The sequence below is a fragment of the Haloterrigena sp. H1 genome, assembly GCF_005938085.1.
GTDB lineage: Archaea > Halobacteriota > Halobacteria > Halobacteriales > Natrialbaceae > Natrinema.
The window spans coordinates 2211230-2232345 of the sequence record NZ_SMZK01000001.1; the positions used below are offsets into that span (position 1 = coordinate 2211230).

The window sequence follows — 21116 nt, forward strand, 5'->3', positions numbered from 1 at the left end:
TCTTTCCTCGCGCGCGCCCTCAGATCAGGTATGGAACGAGCTACGTTCGGCGGCGGGTGTTTCTGGTGTATCGAGGCGGCGTTCGAAGAACTCGAGGGCGTCGAATCGGTGACCTCGGGCTATGCCGGCGGTCACACTGAGGACCCGGGCTACCGAGAGGTCTGTTCCGGCAAGACCGGCCACACCGAGGTCGTCCAGATCGAATACGATCCCGATCAGATCGCCTACGAGGACTTACTCGAGGTCTTCTTTACGATCCACGATCCAACGACAAAGGACCGTCAGGGCCCGGACGTCGGTTCTCAGTACCGGTCGGCGATCTACGCACACAGCGACGCACAACTCGAGACCGCCGAGGCGTTCGCTGCGGAACTGGAACAGGAAGGCGTCTACGAGGGGATCGTGACAGAAATCGAACCGCTTGACACCTTCTACGAGGCCGAGGAGTACCACCAGAACTACTTCGAAAAGAACCCGACCGACGCCTACTGTCGGATGCACGCCGCGCCGAAAGTCGAGAAGGTCCGGAAGAAGTTCGCGGAGAAAGCGGCTGCAGACGATTGAATCTGTCCCAGGTCATTCGGTGAAAGGTATCTCCGTCTCGAGTCAAACAAGTACATATGGAGAGTCACCCGGACGTCCTCGTTATCGGCGGCGGCGCGACCGGAACGGGAATCGCCAGAGACCTCGCACTGCGGGGCGTCGACGTCACGCTCGTCGAACGAGACGGACTCGCAGCCGGCACCTCCGGCCGCTCGCACGGCCTGCTCCACAGCGGCGCTCGCTATGCCGAGGCCGACGGCCCGGAAGCCCGCGAGTGTCTCGAGGAAAACCGCATCCTCCGCACGATCGCCGGTGAGTGTATCCGGGACACGCGGGGTCTGTTCGTCCAACTCGCCGACGACGACCCGGCGTACTTCGACGCAAAGCGCGCCGCCTGCGACGACGTGGGAATCCCGACCGACGTGATCGACGGGGCGGCTGCCCGCGAGGCAGTCCCGAACCTCGCCGCCGACGTCGAACGGGCGATGTGGGTCCCGGATGGCGTCGTCGTTCCATCCCGGCTAGTCGCTGCCAACGCGGTCGACGCCCGCGAGCACGGCGCTCGCGTCCGCACGCACGCGCCGGTCACGTCGATGACCGTCGAGGGCGGGCGAGTGACGAGCGTCACGCTCGGCGGCGACGCGAACGAGACGATTCATCCGCGCTACGTCGTGAACGCGGCCGGACCCCACGCTGGCCACGTCGCCGAACTGGCCGGCGTCACCGTCGCGATGCGGCCGACCCGGGGTGTCATGGTCTCGGTTGAGTACGACGGCCTCGAGCCAGTGCTCAACCGCTGTCGCGACCCCGACGACGGCGATATCGTCGTCCCACACGACGGGCAGGTCGTTCTGGGGACAACGAGCGTCCCGGTCGACGATCCGGATGACTACGAGCGGGCTGACTGGGAACTCGAGCGGACGATCGACGAGTGTGCAGCGATGCTCCCCCTGGTCGCCGACGCCGAGCACGTCCGAACGTGGTGGGGCGTGCGGCCGCTGTACGAACCCGAGGAAGCCGCCCGCGGCGGGCGCGGCATCTCGAGAGGATTTCACCTGCTCGAGCACGCCGACGAGGGCGTCGAGAACTGCTGTAGCATCGTCGGCGGAAAACTCACGACCTACCGGGCGATGGCCGAGGCGACGGCCGATCTGGTCTGTGACCGACTCGGCGTCGACGCCGACTGTCGCACGGCGGAGACCGAACTCCCGGGCGCGTCGGACCCCGAAAGGCTCGATGCGTTCGTCGGAGAGTTCGACGGACAGGGACCGACGGATGTGGACATCGTCGACTCGAGCTGAACTGGAACGCCAGAAGCCGATTGTGGGTGACGTCGCTTCGTCACTCTTTCTCATACTCCTCGAGATCGAACTGTCTCTCCGGTCGTGAATTGACTTTCTTACCCCTGCTGGTGTGCGATGGGGTGCATGAGCGACAATACCGACTCATCACGGTCGACGATCGATCGACGATCCATCCTCGTTTCGGGGGGCACCACGCTGGCGGGACTGGGGACGCTCGCGGCAGTCCAGACAGCGGCTGCACAGCGCGATCACGAGTGGCCTGTCGGCGGCTCACACGGCGGAAACGGACACCATGAGGGCGAGGGCGCACAGGACAGAGAGCACGTCACCGACGGTCAGGAGTACGAGGACCAGCAGACGGTCACCGACGACACCGGAACCATCGAGGTCACGATTCCGGCCGCTTGGAGCGACGTCGACACCGCGCCGGCCAGTATCGGTCCCTCGATCTGGGCCGCACCGGATCTCGAGGCGTTCATCGCCAGCTGGGACGTTCCCGGTATCGAAGTGTATACGACGACGGAACTAGGCTCTGACCTCGAGGACGCCCTCGACCAATATCTCGAGGAACTCGAGGTCGGTGAGCAGTGTACTGACGGCGGCCAGCGGTTATTCGTGTCCGACGAGTACGTGTTCCTGGGTCAGCTCTTCTACCAGTGTGGCGACAGCGACACGCTGTTTTTGGCGATGGCAGGAACGCCAGCGGACGAATCGACGTTCGACATGCCGGACGGCAACATGACATCGAACGGAAATATGACGTCCGATCGTCACGGGATGGCCGGCACTCAGGGACCGCAAAACGAGACATCAAACGGAAACACGACGCAAGGCGGCGGCATCGGCTCCGTATTTCCGGGATCCCAGTCCGAGATTCCCGACGATCAGATCCCGTCGGACGCCCCGTACGTGATCCTCTTTGGCGCCCAGATCGTCACGGGACCGGACCTCGAAGCCGCCCTCATCGCCCTCGACTCGCTCGAGGCGCAGTCGCCCGACGCCGAAAACGCCTGATCGAAAGAGACCCAGCCCCGGCTCGTGAGCGTACCAGCCACCCTCGGCAGCCGATGCGGTCACACCTCTCGGCTGGCGTTCGCCCAGATACCCAGCGATCGATCGCTCGAGCGATCGACAGCGATGCGAAACGTCCGCTCGTCGTCGAGACCGATCGTGATCCGGTCGAAATCGATCACGTACCGCGATGTGTAGTGGCTGCCCTGCCGAACGCCGACGGTTTCGGTGACGAGGCCTGCCTCGGTCAACTGGTCGAGTTTCCGATAGGCCGTTGACAGCGGGAGGTCCGCTGCCGCTGCGATCTCGGGGACGGTCTTTGGCCCGTCGAGTACCGAGAGTATTCGCTGACAGCCGGCATCGTCCAGCGCGGCGATAATGCGCTCGAAACGCGGCGTGTCGTCGGCGGATGACCGCTCGAGAACCATTGCGCTCCGTTAGCAGCGGGTCTACAAGACGCGTTTGGTTACGCCGTGGAAACGCCGAGTGGCCAACTACATGTACGCACGGTTCGACCGATCGCGTATGAGCGACGACCGGACATCCGAGTCACCGATCGAGAACACGCCCGGCCAGGGACGGACGCCCGAAGCCGAGCGGATCGAACCGGCCGCCCCCGAGGAGTTCGGCCTCGTCCAGGTCTGGTGGGGCGACGGCAAGGGGAAAACGACCGCGACGCTCGGCATGGGCATGCGCGCCGCCGGTCACGGCTACCGCGTCCACATGCTCCAGTTCATGAAAGGCGGTGCCTCGAGCGTCGACGCAGTCCGCGGCGAGTACAACGCGATCGCCGCCCTCCCCGGAATGAGCTACGAAAACCTCGGCCACTACGGCTGGCACGGGATGGCCGACGGCAGCGACGAGGCCGACCACGAGGCCGAAGCCCAGGCCGGCCTCGAGCGCGCTCACGAACTGCTCGCGGCAGCCGACGACGCCGCCCTCGACGAGCCGATCGCCCTCGACGCGGAGCCGGAGGCGGGGATGCACATGCTGATTCTCGATGAGGTGCTCTACGCTGCAGACCGCGGACTCCTCTCCGAGGACGACGTTTACGGGCTCATCGACGCGAAGCCCGCCAATCTCGAACTGGTGCTGTCGGGCAGCCACACCGAACCGTCGTACCTCGATGACCGTGCGGACCTGATCACCAACGTCCGGAAGATCAAACATCCGATCGACGACGGCCAGCGGGCGCGACGCGGCACCGAGTTCTGATTGCCACAGGACGACCGACCGCGATTCGAATGGACCCGGATTTTTGACCGTCGACGGCGACGTCTCGCACATGGCAGGACGGACCCGCGCACACGTCTTCGTCTCGGGAAGCGTACAGGGCGTCTACTACCGTGCGAACACCCGCGACACCGCCCGCGAGGAGGGCATCGACGGCTGGGTGAAAAATCTCGAGGACGGCCGCGTCGAGGCGGTCTTCGAAGGGCCCGAGGACGCCGTCGAGTTGATGATCGAGTGGTGTCACGAGGGCAGTCCCGCAGCCGAGGTCGACGCCGTCGAAGCCGAATACGAGGAGCCACAGGGCAAAGACGGATTCGAGATCCGCTACTGACCCGCGAACGGCTCGGAGGGGACCGCTGATGGGCATCATCGACCGCTTCGAAGCGGAATATCTCGACGTCTCGAGCAGCCGCACGACGGTTCGGGAACTGCTCGAGTTGTTTGTCGGCGCGGTGTTGTTCGTCGTCGGTGCGAGCGCGCTGGCGTATTATCTACTCGGACAGCGGGTCGCAGTGTGGCTCGCCGTGGTGTTGACCGTCGTTTTCACGCTCACGCTCGTCTCACAGGCCTACTGGGCCGTGACCGGGCGCGAGGATTACGACGACTAGCTTGTATCCGGTCAGTCACTTTCGCTCTCGTAGTAGCGAGCGCCACGAATCATTCGGACGGTGAGCACTCCGACACCGACGACGAACACGATCCAAGCAACCCCGGAACTGTCGGTGGGGGACGTATACTCGACGATCGCGACGAGCAGGACGAGCGCCGCGACGTACAGGACGTTTGTCCCGATGAAATCGGCCAGTCCTTCCTCGTCGGTGACGCGATCCGGATCGTAGCCCGCGATCAACTGCACCATCCCGAAGTGCTTGATCAGGATCCCCAGCGCGCCGATGAATCCCGCAGTCGCGATGAGAGAGATGACCGACGCAGTGACCATATCCGGAATTGTCAACCGACCCACAAAACGGTTCCGGACGGCCCAGTCAGCGATGGCCGGCCCATCACTCCCCGGTTCGGAGATGATGAAAGACGTACGTCTGGGCGTAGCCGGCGTACTCGCCGCCCAGGCGGTCGCGGAGCGCCCGTGAGGTGGCAGCGTAGGAACCGCGATCGCACTCGGGATAGTACTCCTCGATCGCCGATTTGATCCAGGTGTCGAGCGGGACTGCCTCGTCGAAGCCCAGCGAAAACAACAAGACGCAGTCAGCCACCTTGTCGCCGACGCCGACGAACTGCGTCAGATGCTCGCGCGCGTCCTCGTACTCGAGGGATCGCGCGGCTTCCGGATGGGCCTCGCCGCTTGCGACCATCTCGGCTGTGCGGACGACATACGGGGCGCGATAGCCCAGCCCGAGATCACGGAGTTCGGCCTCGGTCGCGGTCGCGAGCTGATCCGGCGTCGGAAAGGCGTGGTAGGTCTCGCCGTCGAACGCGACCGCGTCGCCGTACTCCCGTGCTAGCGTCGTGACCATCGTGTGAATTCGTTCGACGCGCATCTGGGCCGAGCAAATAAACGAGATGAGACAGCCGAAGGACGGATCATCGACGAGTCGCATCCCGCGGTGAGCCTCGTAGGCCTCACGGAGGAGCGGCTCGTCCGGCCCGGCCGCGACGATCGACTCGAGGTCGTCGTCGAGACGCAACAGCCGACGGACGATCGGCTCGGCATCGGTCGTCGACTCCCACTCGAGGCGGCCGTCGCGGGTCCGCACGCGGATCACGTCCCAGTCACCTGTGCCGTCCGAGCCGACGACCGTCGTATACCACGCGTCAGATGCCGGCGTGGTGCCGTACATCTCGCCGTCCGAGCGCTGCCAGAGGTACGTCTGACCGCTCTCGAGCGTTCGGTACAGGTCGAAGCCTCCGGCGAGTTCGTCGATCGAGATCGTCCCCGTCTCCATTCGTCCGACCCTTCGGTGGTGTGGGCTTTTGTCTTTCGACCCACCGTCAAGCTGTCAAACACCCGATTACTGCGGGACAGGATAGCGCAGTGGGACGAGCGGTGACGGGTGAGTTGGGGCGAACCTTCTTACTGCAGGGCATCCAATGTCATGGTATGAATTGCAGGGTCGTCGTTGAAGCTGCTGTGCCGGTCTTCGACGTTGAGACGGAGGACGAGGCGATCCGGATCGGTATTTCGAAAACGGGTGAGATGCTGAACCCTGATTTAAACTACGTCGAAATCAACATGGGCGAGCGTACTTCCCCATCCGGTGAGGAGCTCCCGCCTGCGTTTATCGCAGCCGACGAAGCGCTCGTCGCACTCGAACTGGAGATGACCGTCTTCAACGTCGAACGTGAGGAACACGCCTCGCGGATCGCACGGAAGGAGATCGGTCAACGTCTCGAGAATATCCCACTCGAGGTTATAGAGGTCGAGGTCATCGAAGAGGAAACGACTGACGAAGCAGAGACCGACGAGTCGACGGATACGGAGTCGACGGATACGGAGACTGCCGACGAAACCGAGGAGTCGGACGACGAGATCCTCCCGGAGTTCGAGGATCTAGTCGAGTGACGGCCTCGTTTTCCCGATCGGTGCGAGACGCCGATCAACATCGTATCGCTATTTTTTGGCCGGCACACCAGTGATATCTCCCGGCGCAAACGGCGGAACGTGCTCCGCGTAGACAGAGTACACAACGAGTCTCGCCAGTCACTGGTAGAGCAACGATCGGAGGATACGACGATATTCTCAGTCGGCAGTTGCGGCGACTGCTTCCTGCTCTTCTTCCCGCATATTCTTCGTAATGCCCCCGGCGAGCGCAAAAACAGCAGCTTTGTGATCAGTTTTCGATTTGTGGATGGATGTCGGCCGAATACCTCGCGATTCGTACTCCTCGAGGTCGATCTGGCAGTCTTCCCACTCTGCACACTGGTTCGATACCTCCGCGAGAAGGCCGTGAAGGTGAATGAGCTCCTGCTTCTTCATAACCATCCTCTCCTACCCACTGCAGGGTTATATTATTATCTTGAGTCGCGTTAACACGCGCCCAGTATTGAGAGATTGGTGTATCATCATCAGAGACGATTCGAATGCAGTTATTACGCGATCGGATTCAGGAGATGAAACCGTGTTAGTATTCTATTTACTGGTGTAACAGCGTCTTTCGGCATAATTTCATTGAGGCACGAGCAGCATTAAGAAGATCATACGCGATCGTCGAGCACCTGATCGAGCAGCTCTGCGCCATTCGAAGAGCGTCCCGACCGGCCCGTATTCCACACCGACCACAGAACTGACGTACGACCAGGTGTGCAGTAGCAAGCAGTCACTACAAAACTGTTATACGCTGAACAGGCGCAATACCACGGCCTTTAGGCCGTGGATACGCGCCGTCACTCAGGGTTACGTTCAACCGATACTGACAGGCCAGGATATTCCACCGTTCTCAGCCCAAGCTTTTACAAAAGAAACGAGTATAAGGGATTATACAGACGTTCAGAATGCTGGAAGTCCACTGCACCCACCGTGCGAAAATCCGCAATCACTCACAGGTCGCGGAGTCGCTCGACCAACATGGGTGGAGCGCCAGCAAACTCTGGAACGTCGCCAACTATCACTCCCGCCAAGTCTGGGAGGAGACGGGCGAAATTCCTGACCACGAGGAGTTGAAAGACGAGTTGAAGACTCATCCAAAGTACAAGGGACTGCATAGTCAGTCCAGTCAGCGAGTTCTGGAGGAACTCGCTGAAGCCTTCAACTCGTGGTACGGTTCCGATGACGAGCGGGACAATCCACCCGGCTACCGAAAAGAAAACTACTACGACTCGGAAGGCCGCCGCGTCCACGAAGAACACCCGCGTTCCACCGTGACGTGGAAGCAAAACGGCATCCGTCACGACACCAATAACAACCGTGTTCGCCTCTCAAAAGGTGCGAATCACAAGGAACATCCCCGAGCGTGGGAATACATCCTTGTCGAATACGAGACTCGTCCCGACGTCACGGTTGAGAACCTACAGCAGGTTCGTGCTGTCTACGATAACGCGAAGGAGCGGTGGGAACTGCACCTCGTCTGTAAAGACGAGATCGAGATGCCCGACGCTCCCGGTAACGAGACAGCGGGTATTGACCTCGGTATCAGCAACTTCGCAGCTGTTGCGTACAGCACCGAAGTCGCTGACCTGTATCCCGGAAACCGGCTGAAACAGGATAGCTACTACTTCCCGAAGGAGATCGCCAAGTGCGACGATTCAGGCGGTGAGCGAGCTACGCTACTACAGCACAAGTGGTCGGAACGCCGCACCCACTTTTTCCATAGTCTCGCCAAACACATCGTCCAACGGTGTGTCGAGAAGGGTGTTGGCCGCATCAACGTCGGAGACTTGGAAGGCGTCCGTGAAGACGAGAACGGCGACTCGAAAAACTGGGGTAAACACGGCAACCTCGACTTGCACGGGTGGGCGTTCGACCGGTTCACCTCGATCCTCACGTACAAGGCGAAAGTCGAGGGTATCGAGGTCGAGGTAGTCTCGGAAAAAGGCACGAGTAAGACGTGTTGCGTATGCGGTAGGGAAGACGATAGTCAGCGAGTTGAGCGAGGTCTGTACGTCTGCAAGGCGTGTGACGCGGCGTTCAACGCTGATGTGAATGGGGCGGAGAACATCCGCCTCAACCTGAACGAAAGTAACTCCGAGTCTGCACCCGATTTGGGTGGAGATAGGAGTACCGGCTGGTTGGCACAGCCCGGAGTCTACCTTCACGACCTCTCCCGAGGATTCCAACCTCGGGTAGAGGTGGTAGACTGCAAACCCTAATATCCCAACTGCGGTCGGGATTCCTCCGCCTTCAGGCCGAGGAGGATGTCAATCGGGGTTGTCGACGGTTGGCCGCCGTTTCGACCGTGACTCTAGCCGAGCTGTTTCAGGGTCTGAAGGTCGCGATCCGTCCGCATGAACTCGGCAGTGCGGTGTGAGGCATGACAGTTCGGGCAGTGAAACATGTCGGCGGGCGCAGGAAGTTCAGCTGGAGAAACTTGCCAATCCTTCGCACATTCGGGACACAACAGCTGGACGGTCGTTTTATCCATGTCACCCTCTTTCACACGAGAGATCAAAAACATTGCCGCAGTTCCAGTCGGCCGAAAACACCACCCGCGATACAGTCTGCGATCCGACGGCCGTCGAAAGGGCCCTTACGCGGGTGCAGCCGTGTCCGAAGCCTCGAGCAGTTCCTTGTACCGGTTGCGGATCGTGACTTCCGAGATGCTTGCGACCTCACTGACCTCGTTTTGGGTGACCTTCTCGTTGGTCAGCAGGGCGGCAGCGTAGACCGATGCGGCCGCGAGGCCGACCGGTGACTTGCCGCTGTGGACGCCTTCCTGGCGGGCCGACTCGAGTAGTTCGCGAGCCATCCGCTCAGTCTCGTCCGAGAGGTCCAGATCGCTGACGAACCGAGGGACGTAGTGTTCGGGGTCGGCCGGTTTGACCTCGAGACCGAGTTCCCGGATGATGTAGCGGTAGGTGCGGGTCAACTCCATCTTCTCGACGCGGGAGACGGCCGAGATCTCGTCGAGGCTGCGCGGCGTGCCGGCCTGGCGGGCAGCGGCGTACAGTGATGCGGTCGCGACACCTTCGATCGAGCGGCCAGGCAGCAGGTCTTCCTCGAGTGCGCGTCGGTAGATGACACTCGCCGTCTCGCGGACGTTCTCGGGGAGGCCGAGCGCGGATGCCATCCGGTCGATCTCACCGAGTGCCTGCTTGAGGTTGCGCTCCTTGGAGTCGCGGGTACGGAACCGCTCGTTCCAGGTGCGCAGGCGCTGCATCTTCTGGCGCTGGCGGCTCGAGAGCGCCCGGCCGTAGGCGTCTTTGTCCTGCCAGCCGATGTTGGTCGACAGCCCCTGGTCGTGCATCATGTTCGTCGTGGGCGCGCCCACGCGGGACTTCTCGTCTTTCTCGGCGGCGTCGAACGCACGCCATTCGGGGCCGCGGTCGATTTCGTCTTCCTCGACGACGAGGCCACACTCGGTACAGACGGTCTCGGCGTGCTCGTCGTCCGAGACCAGTCGGCCGCCACACTCCGGGCAGCGTTCCTGCTCGTCGGCTACCGACGTGGTTTCTTCCTCCTCAGGTTCTTGCTCGCTCGTATAGGTTCGAATGTTTGTATCAGTCATTGTGTATCGGGTGGGTTACTCGGGGCTCCCGGGTGGGGTAACCAGAAGAAACCCGGTCGCCTCAGCTAACATAGAGTAAGGCCGTAAGGCATATAAAGATTTCGGCTACTTTATAAACTAACCGCGTTTGCTGGTATATATGTTCCGGTTACATAGTTATTAATCATCAAAGATGCCGCCGCCAACGGTCGTGTCCGAACTACACCAGATACCTCAACAGAACTGACCCACCACCACGACCACACACCCAAGCGGTCGGCACTGTCGACGAGATTCATACTGTCGGGCAGCAGTCAATACGACATCGGTCGCGAGTTCGGGGCCGTCTCCGGGTGATGACGGCCGCAGCAGCGCGACCGATCGTCACGTCGTTCTGTCCGACAGTATCAGCACTACTACTCGACAGTGAAGAGATGCCCGTCCCGTGGGACGTCGAACAGGCCAACGCGAGCGCCGGCATCGAGCCACGCGTGGCCGTACGAAAACGACGCCAGCGCGTTGACGAGATCGTCTTGGTCCTGGAAGTGGGTTCCGTCCTCGAGATACGACGCCGCCATCTCGTAACAGTCGGCGGCTGCGTCCGCCATCGGTGTTCCCTCCGGCGGCGCGATCGTCGCCGCGTCGAGCGCCTCGGCGAGCAACTCGCCGTATCGATCCGTCTTCTCCTCGAGATCGGCAGCCATAGTCGTTCGTCGTCGCTTGCCACCGTAAGTGCGTCGTGTCGACGCGAGGGATCGACGACGTTCGGGTTGCACGGCCGTTTGCGGCGACCGTGTCGCTCGAGACACACCAGTAGCTCGGCTACAGAAATCCTCTACAAATAAGCAAGGCGAGTGCCTCGGGGCTTGACCCTGAGGCGGTTCACTGACGGAACAACGGTAGCAGACGCCACGTTAGCACCGTCACAGTAAGGGGGACTCGTTGCTGCGAGCACAAGCGGTTTAGGGTCTCTGGCCCAACACCTGCAATATGACCGACCAGCCACGCGTCGAGATCTATACCAAGGGCAATTGTTCACACTGCGACCGAGTCAAGGACCTCTTCGAAAGCAAGGGCGTCGACTACGAGGAGTATAACGTCTCCGAGAACGACGAGCGCTTCGAAGAGATGGTAGAACGGGCAGACGGTCGCAAGACCGCTCCGGAAGTGTTCATCGACGACGAACACGTCGGTGGCTGGGACGATACACACGAACTCGACGAGACCGGTGAACTCGACGAGCTGCTCGGTATCACCGATGACGAGGTCGTCGAACACCGTACGCTGATCATCGCCGGCACCGGTATCGCGGGCCTGACCGCGGCGATCTACGCCGGCCGCGCGAACAACGAGCCGCTGATCATCGAAGGCGACGAACCCGGCGGCCAGCTCACGCTGACCACCGATGTCGCCAACTACCCCGGCTTCCCGGAGGGCATCGGTGGCCCCGAACTCGTCAACCGGATGAAAGAGCAGGCCACGCAGTTCGGTGCCGAGCTGAAAAACGGCATTATCGAGTCGGTAAACGACTCGAGCCGCCCCTTCCGCGTCGAACTCAGAAACGGCGACGTCTACACCGCCGACGCCGTCATCGCCGCCTCGGGGGCCAGCGCTCGCACGCTCGGGATTCCCGGCGAAGACGAACTCATGGGCTATGGCCTCTCGACGTGTGCGACCTGTGACGGTGCGTTCTTCCGCGACGAGGACATGCTCGTCGTCGGCGGCGGCGACGCCGCCATGGAGGAAGCCACGTTCCTCACGAAGTTCGCTGACACTGTCTACATCGCCCACCGCCGCGAGGAGTTCCGCGCGGAGGACTACTGGGTCGACCGCGTCCACGAAAAGGTCGAGGAAGGCGAGATCGAGATCATGAAAAACACCGAACTGATCGAGCTCCACGGCTCTCAGGAAGACGGCGTCGACCACGTCACCCTCGTCGAAAACGACGCCGGCCACCCCACCGACCGCCTCGACGACCCCGAAACCGAGGAGTTCGACTTCGATGTCGGTGCAGTCTTCTTCGCGATCGGCCACACCCCCAACACCGACTACCTCGAGGACACCGGCGTCCAGCTAGACGACGAAGGCTATCTCGAAACCAAAGGCGGCGACGGCGGCGGCCAGACCGAAACCCACGTCCCCGGCCTGTTCGGTGCCGGCGACGTCGTCGACTTCCACTACCAGCAGGCCGTCACCGCGGCGGGGATGGGCTCGAAAGCCGCGTTGGATGCGGATGAATATCTCGAAGATCTAGAGCGGGCCGACTCGAGCGCCGAGGAAGCCGAAGCGGCTGCAGCGGACGACTAGCACTTCGACGCTGTTGACCCCGCGTTCGATCGGTTCCGCAGTTGTTGTTGCGTCTGCCACCGAGAACCGCTCACCGTCTATGACGTGGAGGTCGTCAGTCGATCGAGTGACTGGTTGATTGATCTATTCACTCTGCTGTGAGTTGTTCTTCGAACGAACGAGTACGAACGGTCGTGGGTGTCGGTTCCGAGACGTCCGGTGGTAATAGGTAATTATGTAAGACAAGGGTGTGGACACTCAGATCTGGTAATAAACCAATATCACTATGAGCGTGGCGTAATATACAATTAATTGAATGCGCATTCAACATTGGACAGCGGATAGACATACTCGAATCGGTGGCGGATCGGTTACAGGGTCGAGCGGAGGAAGACGATGAAATCGAGGACACAGATTACATCTATCCTCGTTATCGTTCTGGTCACGACCGCAGGGGTTGGCCCTGCGATCGCACAACAGTCGTCGGGTACTGTCGTCGGACAGCCCGATATCTCGATCGACACGTCAGCTGGGAAACTCGCTCCTGGCACGTCGGTCGGGCTTCCGATATCGATCACGAACCGTGGCCAGATCGACCGCGCGGGTCCACAGCAATATGAGAGTCGTGTCACGACCGCACGCGGACTGACGATGACGTTCCAAGACGACAAGTCGCCGCTCGAGGTGAACAGTGGCCAGATTTCGGTCGGAAACGTCCCGACGGGAACGAGCAACGTTGACCCGGTCGAGATCACCGTCCCGGAGAACCTCGACCCGGGCGTCTACGAACTCCCCGTTGAATACGAGTACGCGTACACACGCGTTGCCGAGTTCAACACACAAAGTGCGGAGTACGCTGATCTGACGCGAACGCGGACGGCAACGCTCACCGTCGAAGTCGACGACAAGCCACAGTTCGAGGTCGTCGGTGTCGAATCGGACGCGCAGATTGGCGATCGAAACGACGTCTCGGTGACGCTCCGGAACACGGGAACCGAGCCAGCACGGGACGCGAGCGTGACGGCCCGGTCGGGCACTGGTCACCTGTCGTTCGGAACCGGCCAAGGCCAGAGTTCGACGGGATACGTCGGTGCCTGGCAGCCTGGCGAATCGAAGACGGTCACTTACAGCGTTTCGCTTGCGTCGGATGCCCCACACCGATCGTACGCTACTGACGTCACCGTTGATTACACCGACACGAACGGCATCGACCAGACGTCCGAACGACTCACGGCTGGCATCGCGACTGCGGCCGAACAGTCGTTTGCCCTCGAGAACGTCTCCTCGACGCTGCGCGTCGGCGAAGACGGTGAGATAACAGGGACAGTCACGAACACAGGACCGAACGCGGTCGACAGCGCCGTCGTCCGGTTTACTGACCAGAGCTCGCCGAACGTGATCCCGATCGAACGATCCGTCGCCGTCGGGGCGCTCGAGGCCGGCGAAGCGAAGTCGTTCCGGCTCCCGATCGAAGTGAGCAGCGAAGCCGAAGCGGGCACGAAATCGTTCGACTTCGGGGTGCAGTATCGAAACTCGAATGACGAGAAGCGCCAGTACGACAAACTCAGTGTCGTCGCTGCGGTTGCACCGGAGCGCGATCAGTTCGCTGTCGACGTCGAGGAGACGACGATCAGCGCCGGTAACAGCAAGGCGCTCACCGTCGAGGTCACGAACAACCTCAATCAGACGGTGACTGACGTCGAAGCGCGCATCTTCGCCGACGATCCACTCAGCACCGGTGACGACGATACGGGATACGTCGAGTCACTCGAGCCGGGCGAGTCCGTCACGATGTCGTTCGAACTGAGCGCGTCCGAGTCGGCCACCGAGAAGACGTACCCGGTCTCGTTCGACTTCCGATACGACGACGAGCGGGGCAACAGCCAGCTCTCGAACACGATCCGTGTTCCGATGGCCGTCTCCAGCAGCGACGGTGGTGGCTTCCCGCTCACGTCGATGCTCGTCGTTGGCTCGCTTCTCGCCGGCGCAGTCGGTGTCTTCTGGCATCGGAGGGACTGACCGATGACAACCGGTGAGCGAATCGAGGCCGCAACCGAAGCTCTCAACGAGGTCATCGTCTCTCGATCGAAGACGGTCGTGATCGCGTTTCTGGTCATGACCGTCGTCTTCGCCGGTGGATTCGGACTGGTCTCTACCGATACGGACTCGACGGATTCGTTTACCAATGACCTCCCCGAACAGGACGCTCTCGACGCCGTCAACGAGGAGTTCGAGGGGCCGTTCGAAGCCTCCGACGAATCTACACAACTGGTTCACAGCGGCAATAACGTCCTCACGAAGACGGCACTCGTTCGGAACCTTGCGGTCCTCGAACGCGTCGAACAACGCGACGACCTCCGAGTGGCGTCGGCAACCGGTCCCGCCCCGCTTATCGCACAGACCATCGATCCGTCGGCGACCACTGCAGCCGAGCAGCGTCGAGTGATCGAATCGGCGACGTCCGCCGAAATTCGGCAGGCGATCCGAGAACGCAGCGACGACCCGCGATTTACGGGAACCGTTTCCGAGGACTTCAATCCAACAGCGGCATCAGCATCAGCGTCGGTCACAGGGATTACACACGACGTCCCGAGCGACTTCAGTGACGACGATCTCACCGAAATTCAGCTGGCCATCGAGACGATCGCAAGCGAGGAGTCAGGCGACATCCGCGCGTTTGGGTCCGGGATCGTCGATGCAGAGACTGGAACCGTCATCGGCGACTCGATGACGCTCGTCATGCCCGTCGTCATCGTGCTCTTGCTCGTGTTTCTCATCGTTGCGTATCGCGACCCGATCGACCTCGCACTGGGGCTGTTGGCGCTGTTGATGACGGTCATCTGGACGTTCGGCTTCCTTGGCTACTCCGGAATCCCGTTCAACCAACAGATGATCTCCGTCCCCGTCTTGCTGTTGGCGGTCGGCGTCGACTTCGGGATCCACATCATCAACCGCTACCGCGAAGAAACGGTCCAGGGCTTCGAACCGCTCGAGGCGATGCGAACCGCGAACAACCAGCTCATGGTGGCGTTCGTCATCGTCACCGTGACGACGGTCTTCGGGTTCGGGGCGAACATCGCCTCGGATCTGGGCCCTATCCGGAACATGGGGATCGCCTCGAGTGTCGGGATCATCTTTACGTTCCTCATCTTCGGGCTCTTCCTCCCCGCGGCCAAACTCGAGGTCGACGAACTCCGCGAGCGGTTCGGCGTGCCGGAGTTTAACTCCGAGCCGATTGCCTCCGAGGAGTCGACACTCGGCCGTCTCCTGGCGATGCCTGCCAAAGCGAGTCAGCACGCGCCGCTGCTGTTGGTCGTCGTGATCCTCGTCGCCGGCGCTGGGGCAGCCGGCTACGGCGCTGGTGTCGATACCAGCTTCGAAGAAAAAGACTTCCTGCCGCCGGAGGAGCAGCCGGCGTACATCGAATACGTCCCGGGGCCACTCGCCCCTGGCGAATATACGGTGACCGAGACGTACAACCTCCTCGAAGACAAGTTCGCGACGAATCAAGACCAGTCCGTGAAGATATACGTCAAAGGGTCATTCGAGGAAGATCACGCACTCGAGGCCCTGGCCAGTCCGAACGACGATCCGCCGAGCAACCTCGCTGTCGGCGAGGGCGGCAAAGCGGATGCCCGGAGTATCGTCACGGTCATTCAGGCCTATGCCGATCGGGACCCCGAGTTCGCCGCGCTCGTCGAACGGAACGATCGCGACGGAAACGGAATTCCCGACCGGAACCTCGATATCATCTACGACGAGCTGTTCGCCTCGCCGGCCGCGCCACAGGCCGAACGGTACCTGACCGAGGACCGGCGCAGCGCACAGGTCGAGTACGCGATCGATTCCGACGCGTCACAGCGGGCCGCGGCCGCGGACGCCGCCGAATTCGCGGACGACTTCCGGTATACGGCGACGGCGACGGGCGGGATCGTCGTCTTCGCCGCGGTGACCGACCTGATCTTCGCGTCGGCGATTGAGGGACTAATCCTCGCGGTCGGGTTGACCGCCGTGTTCCTCGTGATCGCCTACGCTGCACTCGAGCGCAAGCCGTTGCTCGGGATCGTCAACGTGTTTCCGATCCTGATCTCGATCGCGTTCCTGATCGGTACGATGCGGTATCTCGGGATGTCGCTGAACGCGCTGACGGCGACGATCCTCTCGATCTCCGTCGGTCTCGGGATCGCCTACTCCGTCCACGCGACACACCGGTTCATCGACGAACTCAAGGAGAGCGATGATGCGCTCACGGCACTCATCACGACGCTCTCTGGAACCGGGGGCGCACTCATGGGAAGTATGCTCACGACCTCGCTCGGGACCGGGGCACTCGCGTTAGCGATCACGCCCGTCCTGGGTGACTTCGGCTTGCTGATGGCCTTGAGCGTGCTGTATTCGTTTATCACGTCAATCGTCGCGCTGCCGCCCGCCATGCTACTGTGGGCCAGATATGACGAGTCCCAGTCGCTGTGGAAACGGCTCTTCGCAGGGTCGAAAGCCACCAAGTAACCGTCTCAACATCTCTCTCAGTGAAATTGACCTACTTCTCGATAGGGGGCTTTCGGGTTGCCTCGTACGGTCTGCTGTCACGATGTGCTGGTGCAACCGCAGGGCGGTGTAGCGGTCCCACCGGCACTGACTGACAGTCGTCCGTATCGATCGACTGTCTTTTGCTGGTATTCTCGGGGAGCGAACTCTCGTGGCAATTAGCACGCGTCGTCCTCTGCGATGCTTTCGTTGTTCCAAGCCAGTGTACGTCGTCGCGAATGCGACGCGTTTGCTGCTATAGTAGCTTGCGATCGCGTCTGACCGTCGTGACTAGTTCCAGTACGAATGCGTCTGCTATACTGTCGGACAGAACTATTTGAAGACCGCTCGCTCAGGCTCGGCTGTCACCGCTGGAGACAGGCGGCTTTCGCGAGCGACTTCTCACTGACTTCTATCCGACAGTATATTACGACCGGCCATTCCGTTCTCTCCATCAGTCGATCCACACACTGACCACTGCTTCGTGATCGTTCGAGGTACTGATTGGTGGCTTTCGACGTATTCGACGGTCGTGTGCTCGCTGACTCGAGCAGGATCAACAGCCGAATGCGACCGTGGTGTCGCGACCGGCTGTCGGCCGTTCCCGCCGCTGTTCGTTACCCCTCGAGCACGATCGACGAAGGCTCCGCGAACGGTCGCTTTCGATGAGTCCGTTCAGTACCGATGTTGGTCTCTCGGTGCAATCGGGCGCTCTGTCTGCTATCAGCAATTACACCATGGGCGACGTGTGTTTTGCACCGATCAAACGCACTCACGAGCGTCTGCTACCAAGCCGTGCCGGTACCACGACAGCTCGGTGAGCCCGCTGTCCGTGCAGTCGAACGGGACGACTTCGGGCTGATGGCCCCCTCAGCAATCACTGGTCTGGACCCGCGATGAACAGGTACTCGAGCGGTCGTCCGTTCGATCAGGCAGAGACCGGCCGTATCCGTCAAACGCTTGCCCACACTGTCGTCGCATTGTTATCGGTTCAGATCTCGTCTACAGATGACCGAAGTGAGTGTCTCGGAGTCGAGTCGTCCGAGAGGCTTCGTCTCTCGTGACCGCGAAACGCAGCGGTTTTCGGACGACTCCGGGGCAGCCCACAGCGTTGCATGTATTGATCCGTCGATCAGTTGGCTCCTCGGGTCGGTGCGGGGTGACGTATCAGTCCGTTCTGACAGATTATGGAGCACTCGTGAAAGTGTTCAGAACCACTCTATCTGCGTCCGTGTTCGATGTAAGAGTAGTGAAACGAGTGACCAGTGACCTCTCGCTATCAGTGGGTATCGGTGTACAGCCGATCGAACGAGAGCCGTAAACAGTCTGGAATCGTCGCAGGACAGCCTATCGGTTCGTAGTAACGCGTGTGTTGCCACTGTCCGAGTAGTGCGTCGAAAGAAAAACGAAATGCAGCACGTCCGGGCCGCTGCCCGGATAGTTAGCGGGTAGCTGTCAGCGCTTAGTTGTCGCGACGGAGTGCGAACAGTGCAGCGCCGAGCAGTGCGACGAGAGCGACGCCGACACCGAAGCCGGGCGAACCGCTGGACCCGTCGGAGCCGCCGTCGTCAGCGCTACCGTCGTCGGACTGACCGTCGTCGGACTGACCGTCGTCGGACTGACCGTCGTCGGACTGACCGTCGTCGGACTGACCGTCGTCGGACTGACCGTCGTCGGACTGACCGTCGTCGGACTGACCGTCGTCGGACTGACCGTCGTCGGACTGACCGTCGTCGGACTGACCGTCGTCAGGCTGAGACTCGACGATCTCGAGGTCCGCGCGGTCGGTCGTTTCGCCGTCGTCGGACTCGAGCGTGTAGGTACCAACGTCGAGGTTCTCGGTGCTGAGTTCAACGGACCACTGACCGTCAGTGTTCCACTCGTCAGTGCTGGTGATCGTCTGCGAGTTACCCTGTTCGTTCAGGACCTCCACCGTGATGGTGTTGTCCTCAGGCTGGAGGTTGGTCTGACCTTCGACGACGATCGTACCGTCGACGGGGACAGGGTTGACGCCGCTTGCGTCAGCGCCTGCGGGGTAGATCGAATCAATCGTGGACGACGCGTCGGTGTAACGGAAGGTGTCCGTGACCATGCGGTCGTCGCTGGCGGATTCGTCGACAGTCTCACTAGCGATGCGTTCGCGGACCTGTTCGCCAGTCAGACCATCGAGGTCATCGTTGATCCAGGAGACGAGTCCGACGTCCTCGGGGAGGTCACCGTCACCGTAGGTATCGTCACGACCGTCCGAGATGATGTGTGCGGAGACCGAGCCCTGCGAGAGGTCGGACAGGGGCAGGTCTTCTTCTTCGAAGGTACCGTCATCGTCAACGGAGATTTCCTGGGCCATCGTGTTGCCACGTTCGTCAACGAAGGCGAGGACAACGTTGTCCTGACCAGTCGCGGTACCGTTCACGTCGATGTCGCCGTCAACGTCCTGGGCGATTTCACCGTTGATGGTTTCGAAGTCGGCGCTCAGGTCACCTTCGACCACACGAATCGACTGAGTGGCACTGGTGCCCTGGTTGAACTCCGTAGTCGTGAGAGTGTCGCTCGTCGCGTCGGATTGAGCGATGATACCAAGACGGTACGTACCGGGCAGGCTCAGAATGTCCGAGCCATCCGTATCGAGGCTGGAGAGAACGACATCTTCCTCTTCGAAGGTGTCGTCGGACTCAACATCGATGTTCTCCGTGACAAGTTCCCAGTCGCCGTTATCGCGAGCGTAGACTGCAACGTTGTCGGTACCTGCTGCGCTACCGGTGATGTCGACTTCCTCACCGACAACGTAGGTGCCTTCTGGGCTGTCCATCGTGATGTCACCTTCCTCAACGTCGAGGGTGGTGTCATCTTCCGAGTCTTCAGTGTCGACATTTTCAACGGAAATGTCGTTTTCATAGACCTCAACGTCGATTGAGGAATCGTCGAGGTACTGGGTTTCGATCGAGCCGACAGCAGTCGTACCGTCCATCTCGACGATGGCGTACGCAACGTCGCTGTCGCTGTTGAAGCCGACCTCTTCCGTGTCGTCAACGTTTCGGAAGATAGACTCCTTCTCGTCAGCCGTGATACCGTCACGGAAGTCGGAGCTTTCGATTGCCACAACGTGGGTCTGGCCGTCAGTCCCACCAGTGACGGTGTACTGGACGTCGTCACCGCGGACAGCGGAGTCGTTGGCCAGTTCGATACCGAGGTCTTCGTCGCTAGTCAGGGTGACCGTCGTGGTCTCGACAGCGCTACCGAAGTCAAGGTTTTCCGTCCCTTTTGCCGTAATCGTGTATTCACCGGTGTCCGAGTCGGAGAGGTCAACCATGATGCCGTTACCGCTCGTGTCGATCAGTGCATCCTCGCTTTCGAGGACCTCGGCGGTGACATCCGAGCCGCTCTCGTCCGTAATCTCGACTTCGACAGGCTCAGCCTGCTCGAAGTTGTACTTGACGTTGATTCTCATGTGCTCCGCATCTTCAGTCGAGATGCTGGAGCCCTCAACTTCATCCGAGATAACGTTACCCTCGGAGTCCAGATTGTAGACGGAGACCTCCGCGACTCGCGGCTGTGAAACCGTCACGCGGTTGTCGTTAGCGCCTTTGTAGATACCAGTTTCCTGGTCTTCCGGAATCTGAAGGTTGGTGTCGAGAGTCTGACCCTCAGCGCCACCACTCTCCGTACCGGTCAGCGTGGTCGAGAAGCCATCAGCGAAGGTAAGGTCATCCTCACCCTGATAGATTGTGTCGCCATCTTCTACAGCAATACCATCTTCATACCGATTGTTCTCTGCTGCTGCTGCGCCGCCGACAAACGCTGCGGACATCGCAACGACAGAGAGCACCATCATCGCGGTCAGGAACACTGCACGTCCCTTCTCACGATAGGTTATGTTATCTTTTGTCATGTGTTAGTTTAGGTTTCGCTTGTGCGGCCACGCTTGCGTTCCAATCGAGTGACCCGGTAATCAGATATTACATCCGATCCCCGAGATGTTAGTCGATCGTACTTGCTTGCACGACCATGGGTAGGGGTACGAGTGTTCGTTGCGACCGATTACATATATGCTTTGTTGTCCAACCGGACTATAACCATATGAATAAGAGCATAAAATAGGTGTATTTATTATATA

General features: G+C 60.7%; 19 protein-coding genes. 11 read left to right on the forward strand and 8 right to left on the reverse strand.

Annotated elements, in window-relative coordinates; all coding sequences use genetic code 11:
• Positions 1–30: 30 nt before the first annotated feature.
• The 3 genes from msrA to E2L06_RS11060 all read left to right on the forward strand — a co-directional run bounded on the left by msrA (position 31) and on the right by E2L06_RS11060 (position 2861).
• Complete coding sequence (msrA, locus tag E2L06_RS11050) at positions 31–564, forward strand: peptide-methionine (S)-S-oxide reductase MsrA (protein WP_138781360.1); 534 nt, start codon at positions 31–33, stop codon at positions 562–564.
• A gap of 56 nt (positions 565–620) precedes the next feature.
• Positions 621–1844 (forward strand): FAD-dependent oxidoreductase, encoded by a 1224-nt coding sequence (locus tag E2L06_RS11055; RefSeq protein WP_138781362.1) that lies wholly within the window; start codon positions 621–623, stop codon positions 1842–1844.
• Between the two features lie 126 nt (positions 1845–1970).
• A complete protein-coding gene (locus E2L06_RS11060; protein ID WP_138781365.1) occupies positions 1971–2861 on the forward strand; it encodes a hypothetical protein in 891 nt (296 codons plus the stop codon).
• 59 nt (positions 2862–2920) lie between these two features.
• On the opposite strand, the gene E2L06_RS11065 is transcribed toward E2L06_RS11060, so the two are convergent.
• On the reverse strand, positions 2921–3286 hold the full coding sequence (locus E2L06_RS11065) for a helix-turn-helix domain-containing protein (protein ID WP_138781367.1): 366 nt from the start codon (positions 3284–3286) through the stop codon (positions 2921–2923).
• A gap of 97 nt (positions 3287–3383) precedes the next feature.
• Between E2L06_RS11065 and E2L06_RS11070 the strand changes: the two genes are divergently transcribed.
• The 3 genes from E2L06_RS11070 to E2L06_RS11080 all read left to right on the forward strand — a co-directional run bounded on the left by E2L06_RS11070 (position 3384) and on the right by E2L06_RS11080 (position 4699).
• Positions 3384–4073: a cob(I)yrinic acid a,c-diamide adenosyltransferase gene (locus E2L06_RS11070; protein ID WP_138781369.1), complete on the forward strand. Its 690-nt coding sequence runs from the start codon at positions 3384–3386 to the stop codon at positions 4071–4073.
• 70 nt (positions 4074–4143) lie between these two features.
• Positions 4144–4422, forward strand: a complete 279-nt coding sequence (locus E2L06_RS11075; protein ID WP_138781371.1) for an acylphosphatase — start codon at positions 4144–4146, stop codon at positions 4420–4422.
• Between the two features lie 28 nt (positions 4423–4450).
• A complete protein-coding gene (locus E2L06_RS11080) occupies positions 4451–4699 on the forward strand; it encodes a hypothetical protein (protein ID WP_138781373.1) in 249 nt (82 codons plus the stop codon).
• Positions 4700–4710: 11 nt separating this feature from the next.
• Here E2L06_RS11080 and E2L06_RS11085 read toward each other — a convergent pair whose 3' ends face one another.
• Positions 4711–5031, reverse strand: coding sequence for a DUF3784 domain-containing protein (locus E2L06_RS11085; protein WP_138781375.1), 321 nt, complete (start codon positions 5029–5031; stop codon positions 4711–4713).
• A 64-nt stretch (positions 5032–5095) separates the two neighbouring features.
• The gene (locus E2L06_RS11090; protein ID WP_138781376.1) at positions 5096–5995 is read right to left on the reverse strand and encodes a DNA-3-methyladenine glycosylase; all 900 of its coding nucleotides are present in this window, start codon (positions 5993–5995) and stop codon (positions 5096–5098) included.
• Between the two features lie 155 nt (positions 5996–6150).
• Between E2L06_RS11090 and E2L06_RS11095 the strand changes: the two genes are divergently transcribed.
• On the forward strand, positions 6151–6612 hold the full coding sequence (locus tag E2L06_RS11095; protein WP_138781378.1) for a DUF555 domain-containing protein: 462 nt from the start codon (positions 6151–6153) through the stop codon (positions 6610–6612).
• Positions 6613–6789: 177 nt separating this feature from the next.
• On the opposite strand, the gene E2L06_RS11100 is transcribed toward E2L06_RS11095, so the two are convergent.
• Complete coding sequence (locus tag E2L06_RS11100; RefSeq protein ID WP_138781380.1) at positions 6790–7026, reverse strand: UPF0058 family protein; 237 nt, start codon at positions 7024–7026, stop codon at positions 6790–6792.
• A gap of 515 nt (positions 7027–7541) precedes the next feature.
• Here E2L06_RS11100 and E2L06_RS11105 point away from each other — a divergent pair.
• On the forward strand, positions 7542–8855 hold the full coding sequence (locus E2L06_RS11105; RefSeq protein ID WP_138781382.1) for an RNA-guided endonuclease TnpB family protein: 1314 nt from the start codon (positions 7542–7544) through the stop codon (positions 8853–8855).
• A gap of 92 nt (positions 8856–8947) precedes the next feature.
• Here E2L06_RS11105 and E2L06_RS11110 read toward each other — a convergent pair whose 3' ends face one another.
• From E2L06_RS11110 to E2L06_RS11120, 3 genes are all read right to left on the reverse strand, one after another.
• The gene (locus tag E2L06_RS11110) at positions 8948–9127 is read right to left on the reverse strand and encodes a hypothetical protein (protein ID WP_138781384.1); all 180 of its coding nucleotides are present in this window, start codon (positions 9125–9127) and stop codon (positions 8948–8950) included.
• Positions 9128–9232: 105 nt separating this feature from the next.
• Entirely contained in the window at positions 9233–10210 is a 978-nt protein-coding gene (locus E2L06_RS11115) for a transcription initiation factor IIB family protein (RefSeq protein ID WP_138781386.1), read from the reverse strand.
• 395 nt (positions 10211–10605) lie between these two features.
• The gene (locus E2L06_RS11120; RefSeq protein ID WP_138781388.1) at positions 10606–10893 is read right to left on the reverse strand and encodes a DUF357 domain-containing protein; all 288 of its coding nucleotides are present in this window, start codon (positions 10891–10893) and stop codon (positions 10606–10608) included.
• Between the two features lie 286 nt (positions 10894–11179).
• Between E2L06_RS11120 and grxC the strand changes: the two genes are divergently transcribed.
• The 3 genes from grxC to E2L06_RS11135 all read left to right on the forward strand — a co-directional run bounded on the left by grxC (position 11180) and on the right by E2L06_RS11135 (position 16984).
• On the forward strand, positions 11180–12496 hold the full coding sequence (grxC, locus tag E2L06_RS11125) for a glutaredoxin 3 (RefSeq protein WP_138781390.1): 1317 nt from the start codon (positions 11180–11182) through the stop codon (positions 12494–12496).
• Positions 12497–12871: 375 nt separating this feature from the next.
• Positions 12872–14494, forward strand: coding sequence for a COG1361 S-layer family protein (locus tag E2L06_RS11130; RefSeq protein WP_138781392.1), 1623 nt, complete (start codon positions 12872–12874; stop codon positions 14492–14494).
• Positions 14495–14497: 3 nt separating this feature from the next.
• The gene (locus E2L06_RS11135) at positions 14498–16984 is read left to right on the forward strand and encodes an RND family transporter (RefSeq protein ID WP_138781394.1); all 2487 of its coding nucleotides are present in this window, start codon (positions 14498–14500) and stop codon (positions 16982–16984) included.
• Positions 16985–18464: 1480 nt separating this feature from the next.
• Here E2L06_RS11135 and csg read toward each other — a convergent pair.
• Positions 18465–20891: an HVO_2072 family ArtA-dependent S-layer glycoprotein gene (csg, locus tag E2L06_RS11140; protein WP_138781396.1), complete on the reverse strand. Its 2427-nt coding sequence runs from the start codon at positions 20889–20891 to the stop codon at positions 18465–18467.
• Between the last annotated feature and the right edge of the window lie 225 nt (positions 20892–21116).

Excerpts from the sequence above, each read along its gene's own strand:
- msrA (WP_138781360.1), top strand. The coding sequence starts at position 31 with ATGGAACGAGCTACGTTCGGCGGCGGGTGTTTCTGGTGTATCGAGGCG.
- E2L06_RS11055 (WP_138781362.1), top strand. The coding sequence starts at position 621 with ATGGAGAGTCACCCGGACGTCCTCGTTATCGGCGGCGGCGCGACCGGA.
- E2L06_RS11060 (WP_138781365.1), top strand. The coding sequence starts at position 1,971 with ATGAGCGACAATACCGACTCATCACGGTCGACGATCGATCGACGATCC.
- E2L06_RS11065 (WP_138781367.1), bottom strand. The coding sequence starts at position 3,286 with ATGGTTCTCGAGCGGTCATCCGCCGACGACACGCCGCGTTTCGAGCGC.
- E2L06_RS11070 (WP_138781369.1), top strand. The coding sequence starts at position 3,384 with ATGAGCGACGACCGGACATCCGAGTCACCGATCGAGAACACGCCCGGC.
- E2L06_RS11075 (WP_138781371.1), top strand. The coding sequence starts at position 4,144 with ATGGCAGGACGGACCCGCGCACACGTCTTCGTCTCGGGAAGCGTACAG.
- E2L06_RS11080 (WP_138781373.1), top strand. The coding sequence starts at position 4,451 with ATGGGCATCATCGACCGCTTCGAAGCGGAATATCTCGACGTCTCGAGC.
- E2L06_RS11085 (WP_138781375.1), bottom strand. The coding sequence starts at position 5,031 with ATGGTCACTGCGTCGGTCATCTCTCTCATCGCGACTGCGGGATTCATC.
- E2L06_RS11090 (WP_138781376.1), bottom strand. The coding sequence starts at position 5,995 with ATGGAGACGGGGACGATCTCGATCGACGAACTCGCCGGAGGCTTCGAC.
- E2L06_RS11095 (WP_138781378.1), top strand. The coding sequence starts at position 6,151 with ATGAATTGCAGGGTCGTCGTTGAAGCTGCTGTGCCGGTCTTCGACGTT.
- E2L06_RS11100 (WP_138781380.1), bottom strand. The coding sequence starts at position 7,026 with ATGAAGAAGCAGGAGCTCATTCACCTTCACGGCCTTCTCGCGGAGGTA.
- E2L06_RS11105 (WP_138781382.1), top strand. The coding sequence starts at position 7,542 with ATGCTGGAAGTCCACTGCACCCACCGTGCGAAAATCCGCAATCACTCA.
- E2L06_RS11110 (WP_138781384.1), bottom strand. The coding sequence starts at position 9,127 with ATGGATAAAACGACCGTCCAGCTGTTGTGTCCCGAATGTGCGAAGGAT.
- E2L06_RS11115 (WP_138781386.1), bottom strand. The coding sequence starts at position 10,210 with ATGACTGATACAAACATTCGAACCTATACGAGCGAGCAAGAACCTGAG.
- E2L06_RS11120 (WP_138781388.1), bottom strand. The coding sequence starts at position 10,893 with ATGGCTGCCGATCTCGAGGAGAAGACGGATCGATACGGCGAGTTGCTC.
- grxC (WP_138781390.1), top strand. The coding sequence starts at position 11,180 with ATGACCGACCAGCCACGCGTCGAGATCTATACCAAGGGCAATTGTTCA.
- E2L06_RS11130 (WP_138781392.1), top strand. The coding sequence starts at position 12,872 with ATGAAATCGAGGACACAGATTACATCTATCCTCGTTATCGTTCTGGTC.
- E2L06_RS11135 (WP_138781394.1), top strand. The coding sequence starts at position 14,498 with ATGACAACCGGTGAGCGAATCGAGGCCGCAACCGAAGCTCTCAACGAG.
- csg (WP_138781396.1), bottom strand. The coding sequence starts at position 20,891 with ATGACAAAAGATAACATAACCTATCGTGAGAAGGGACGTGCAGTGTTC.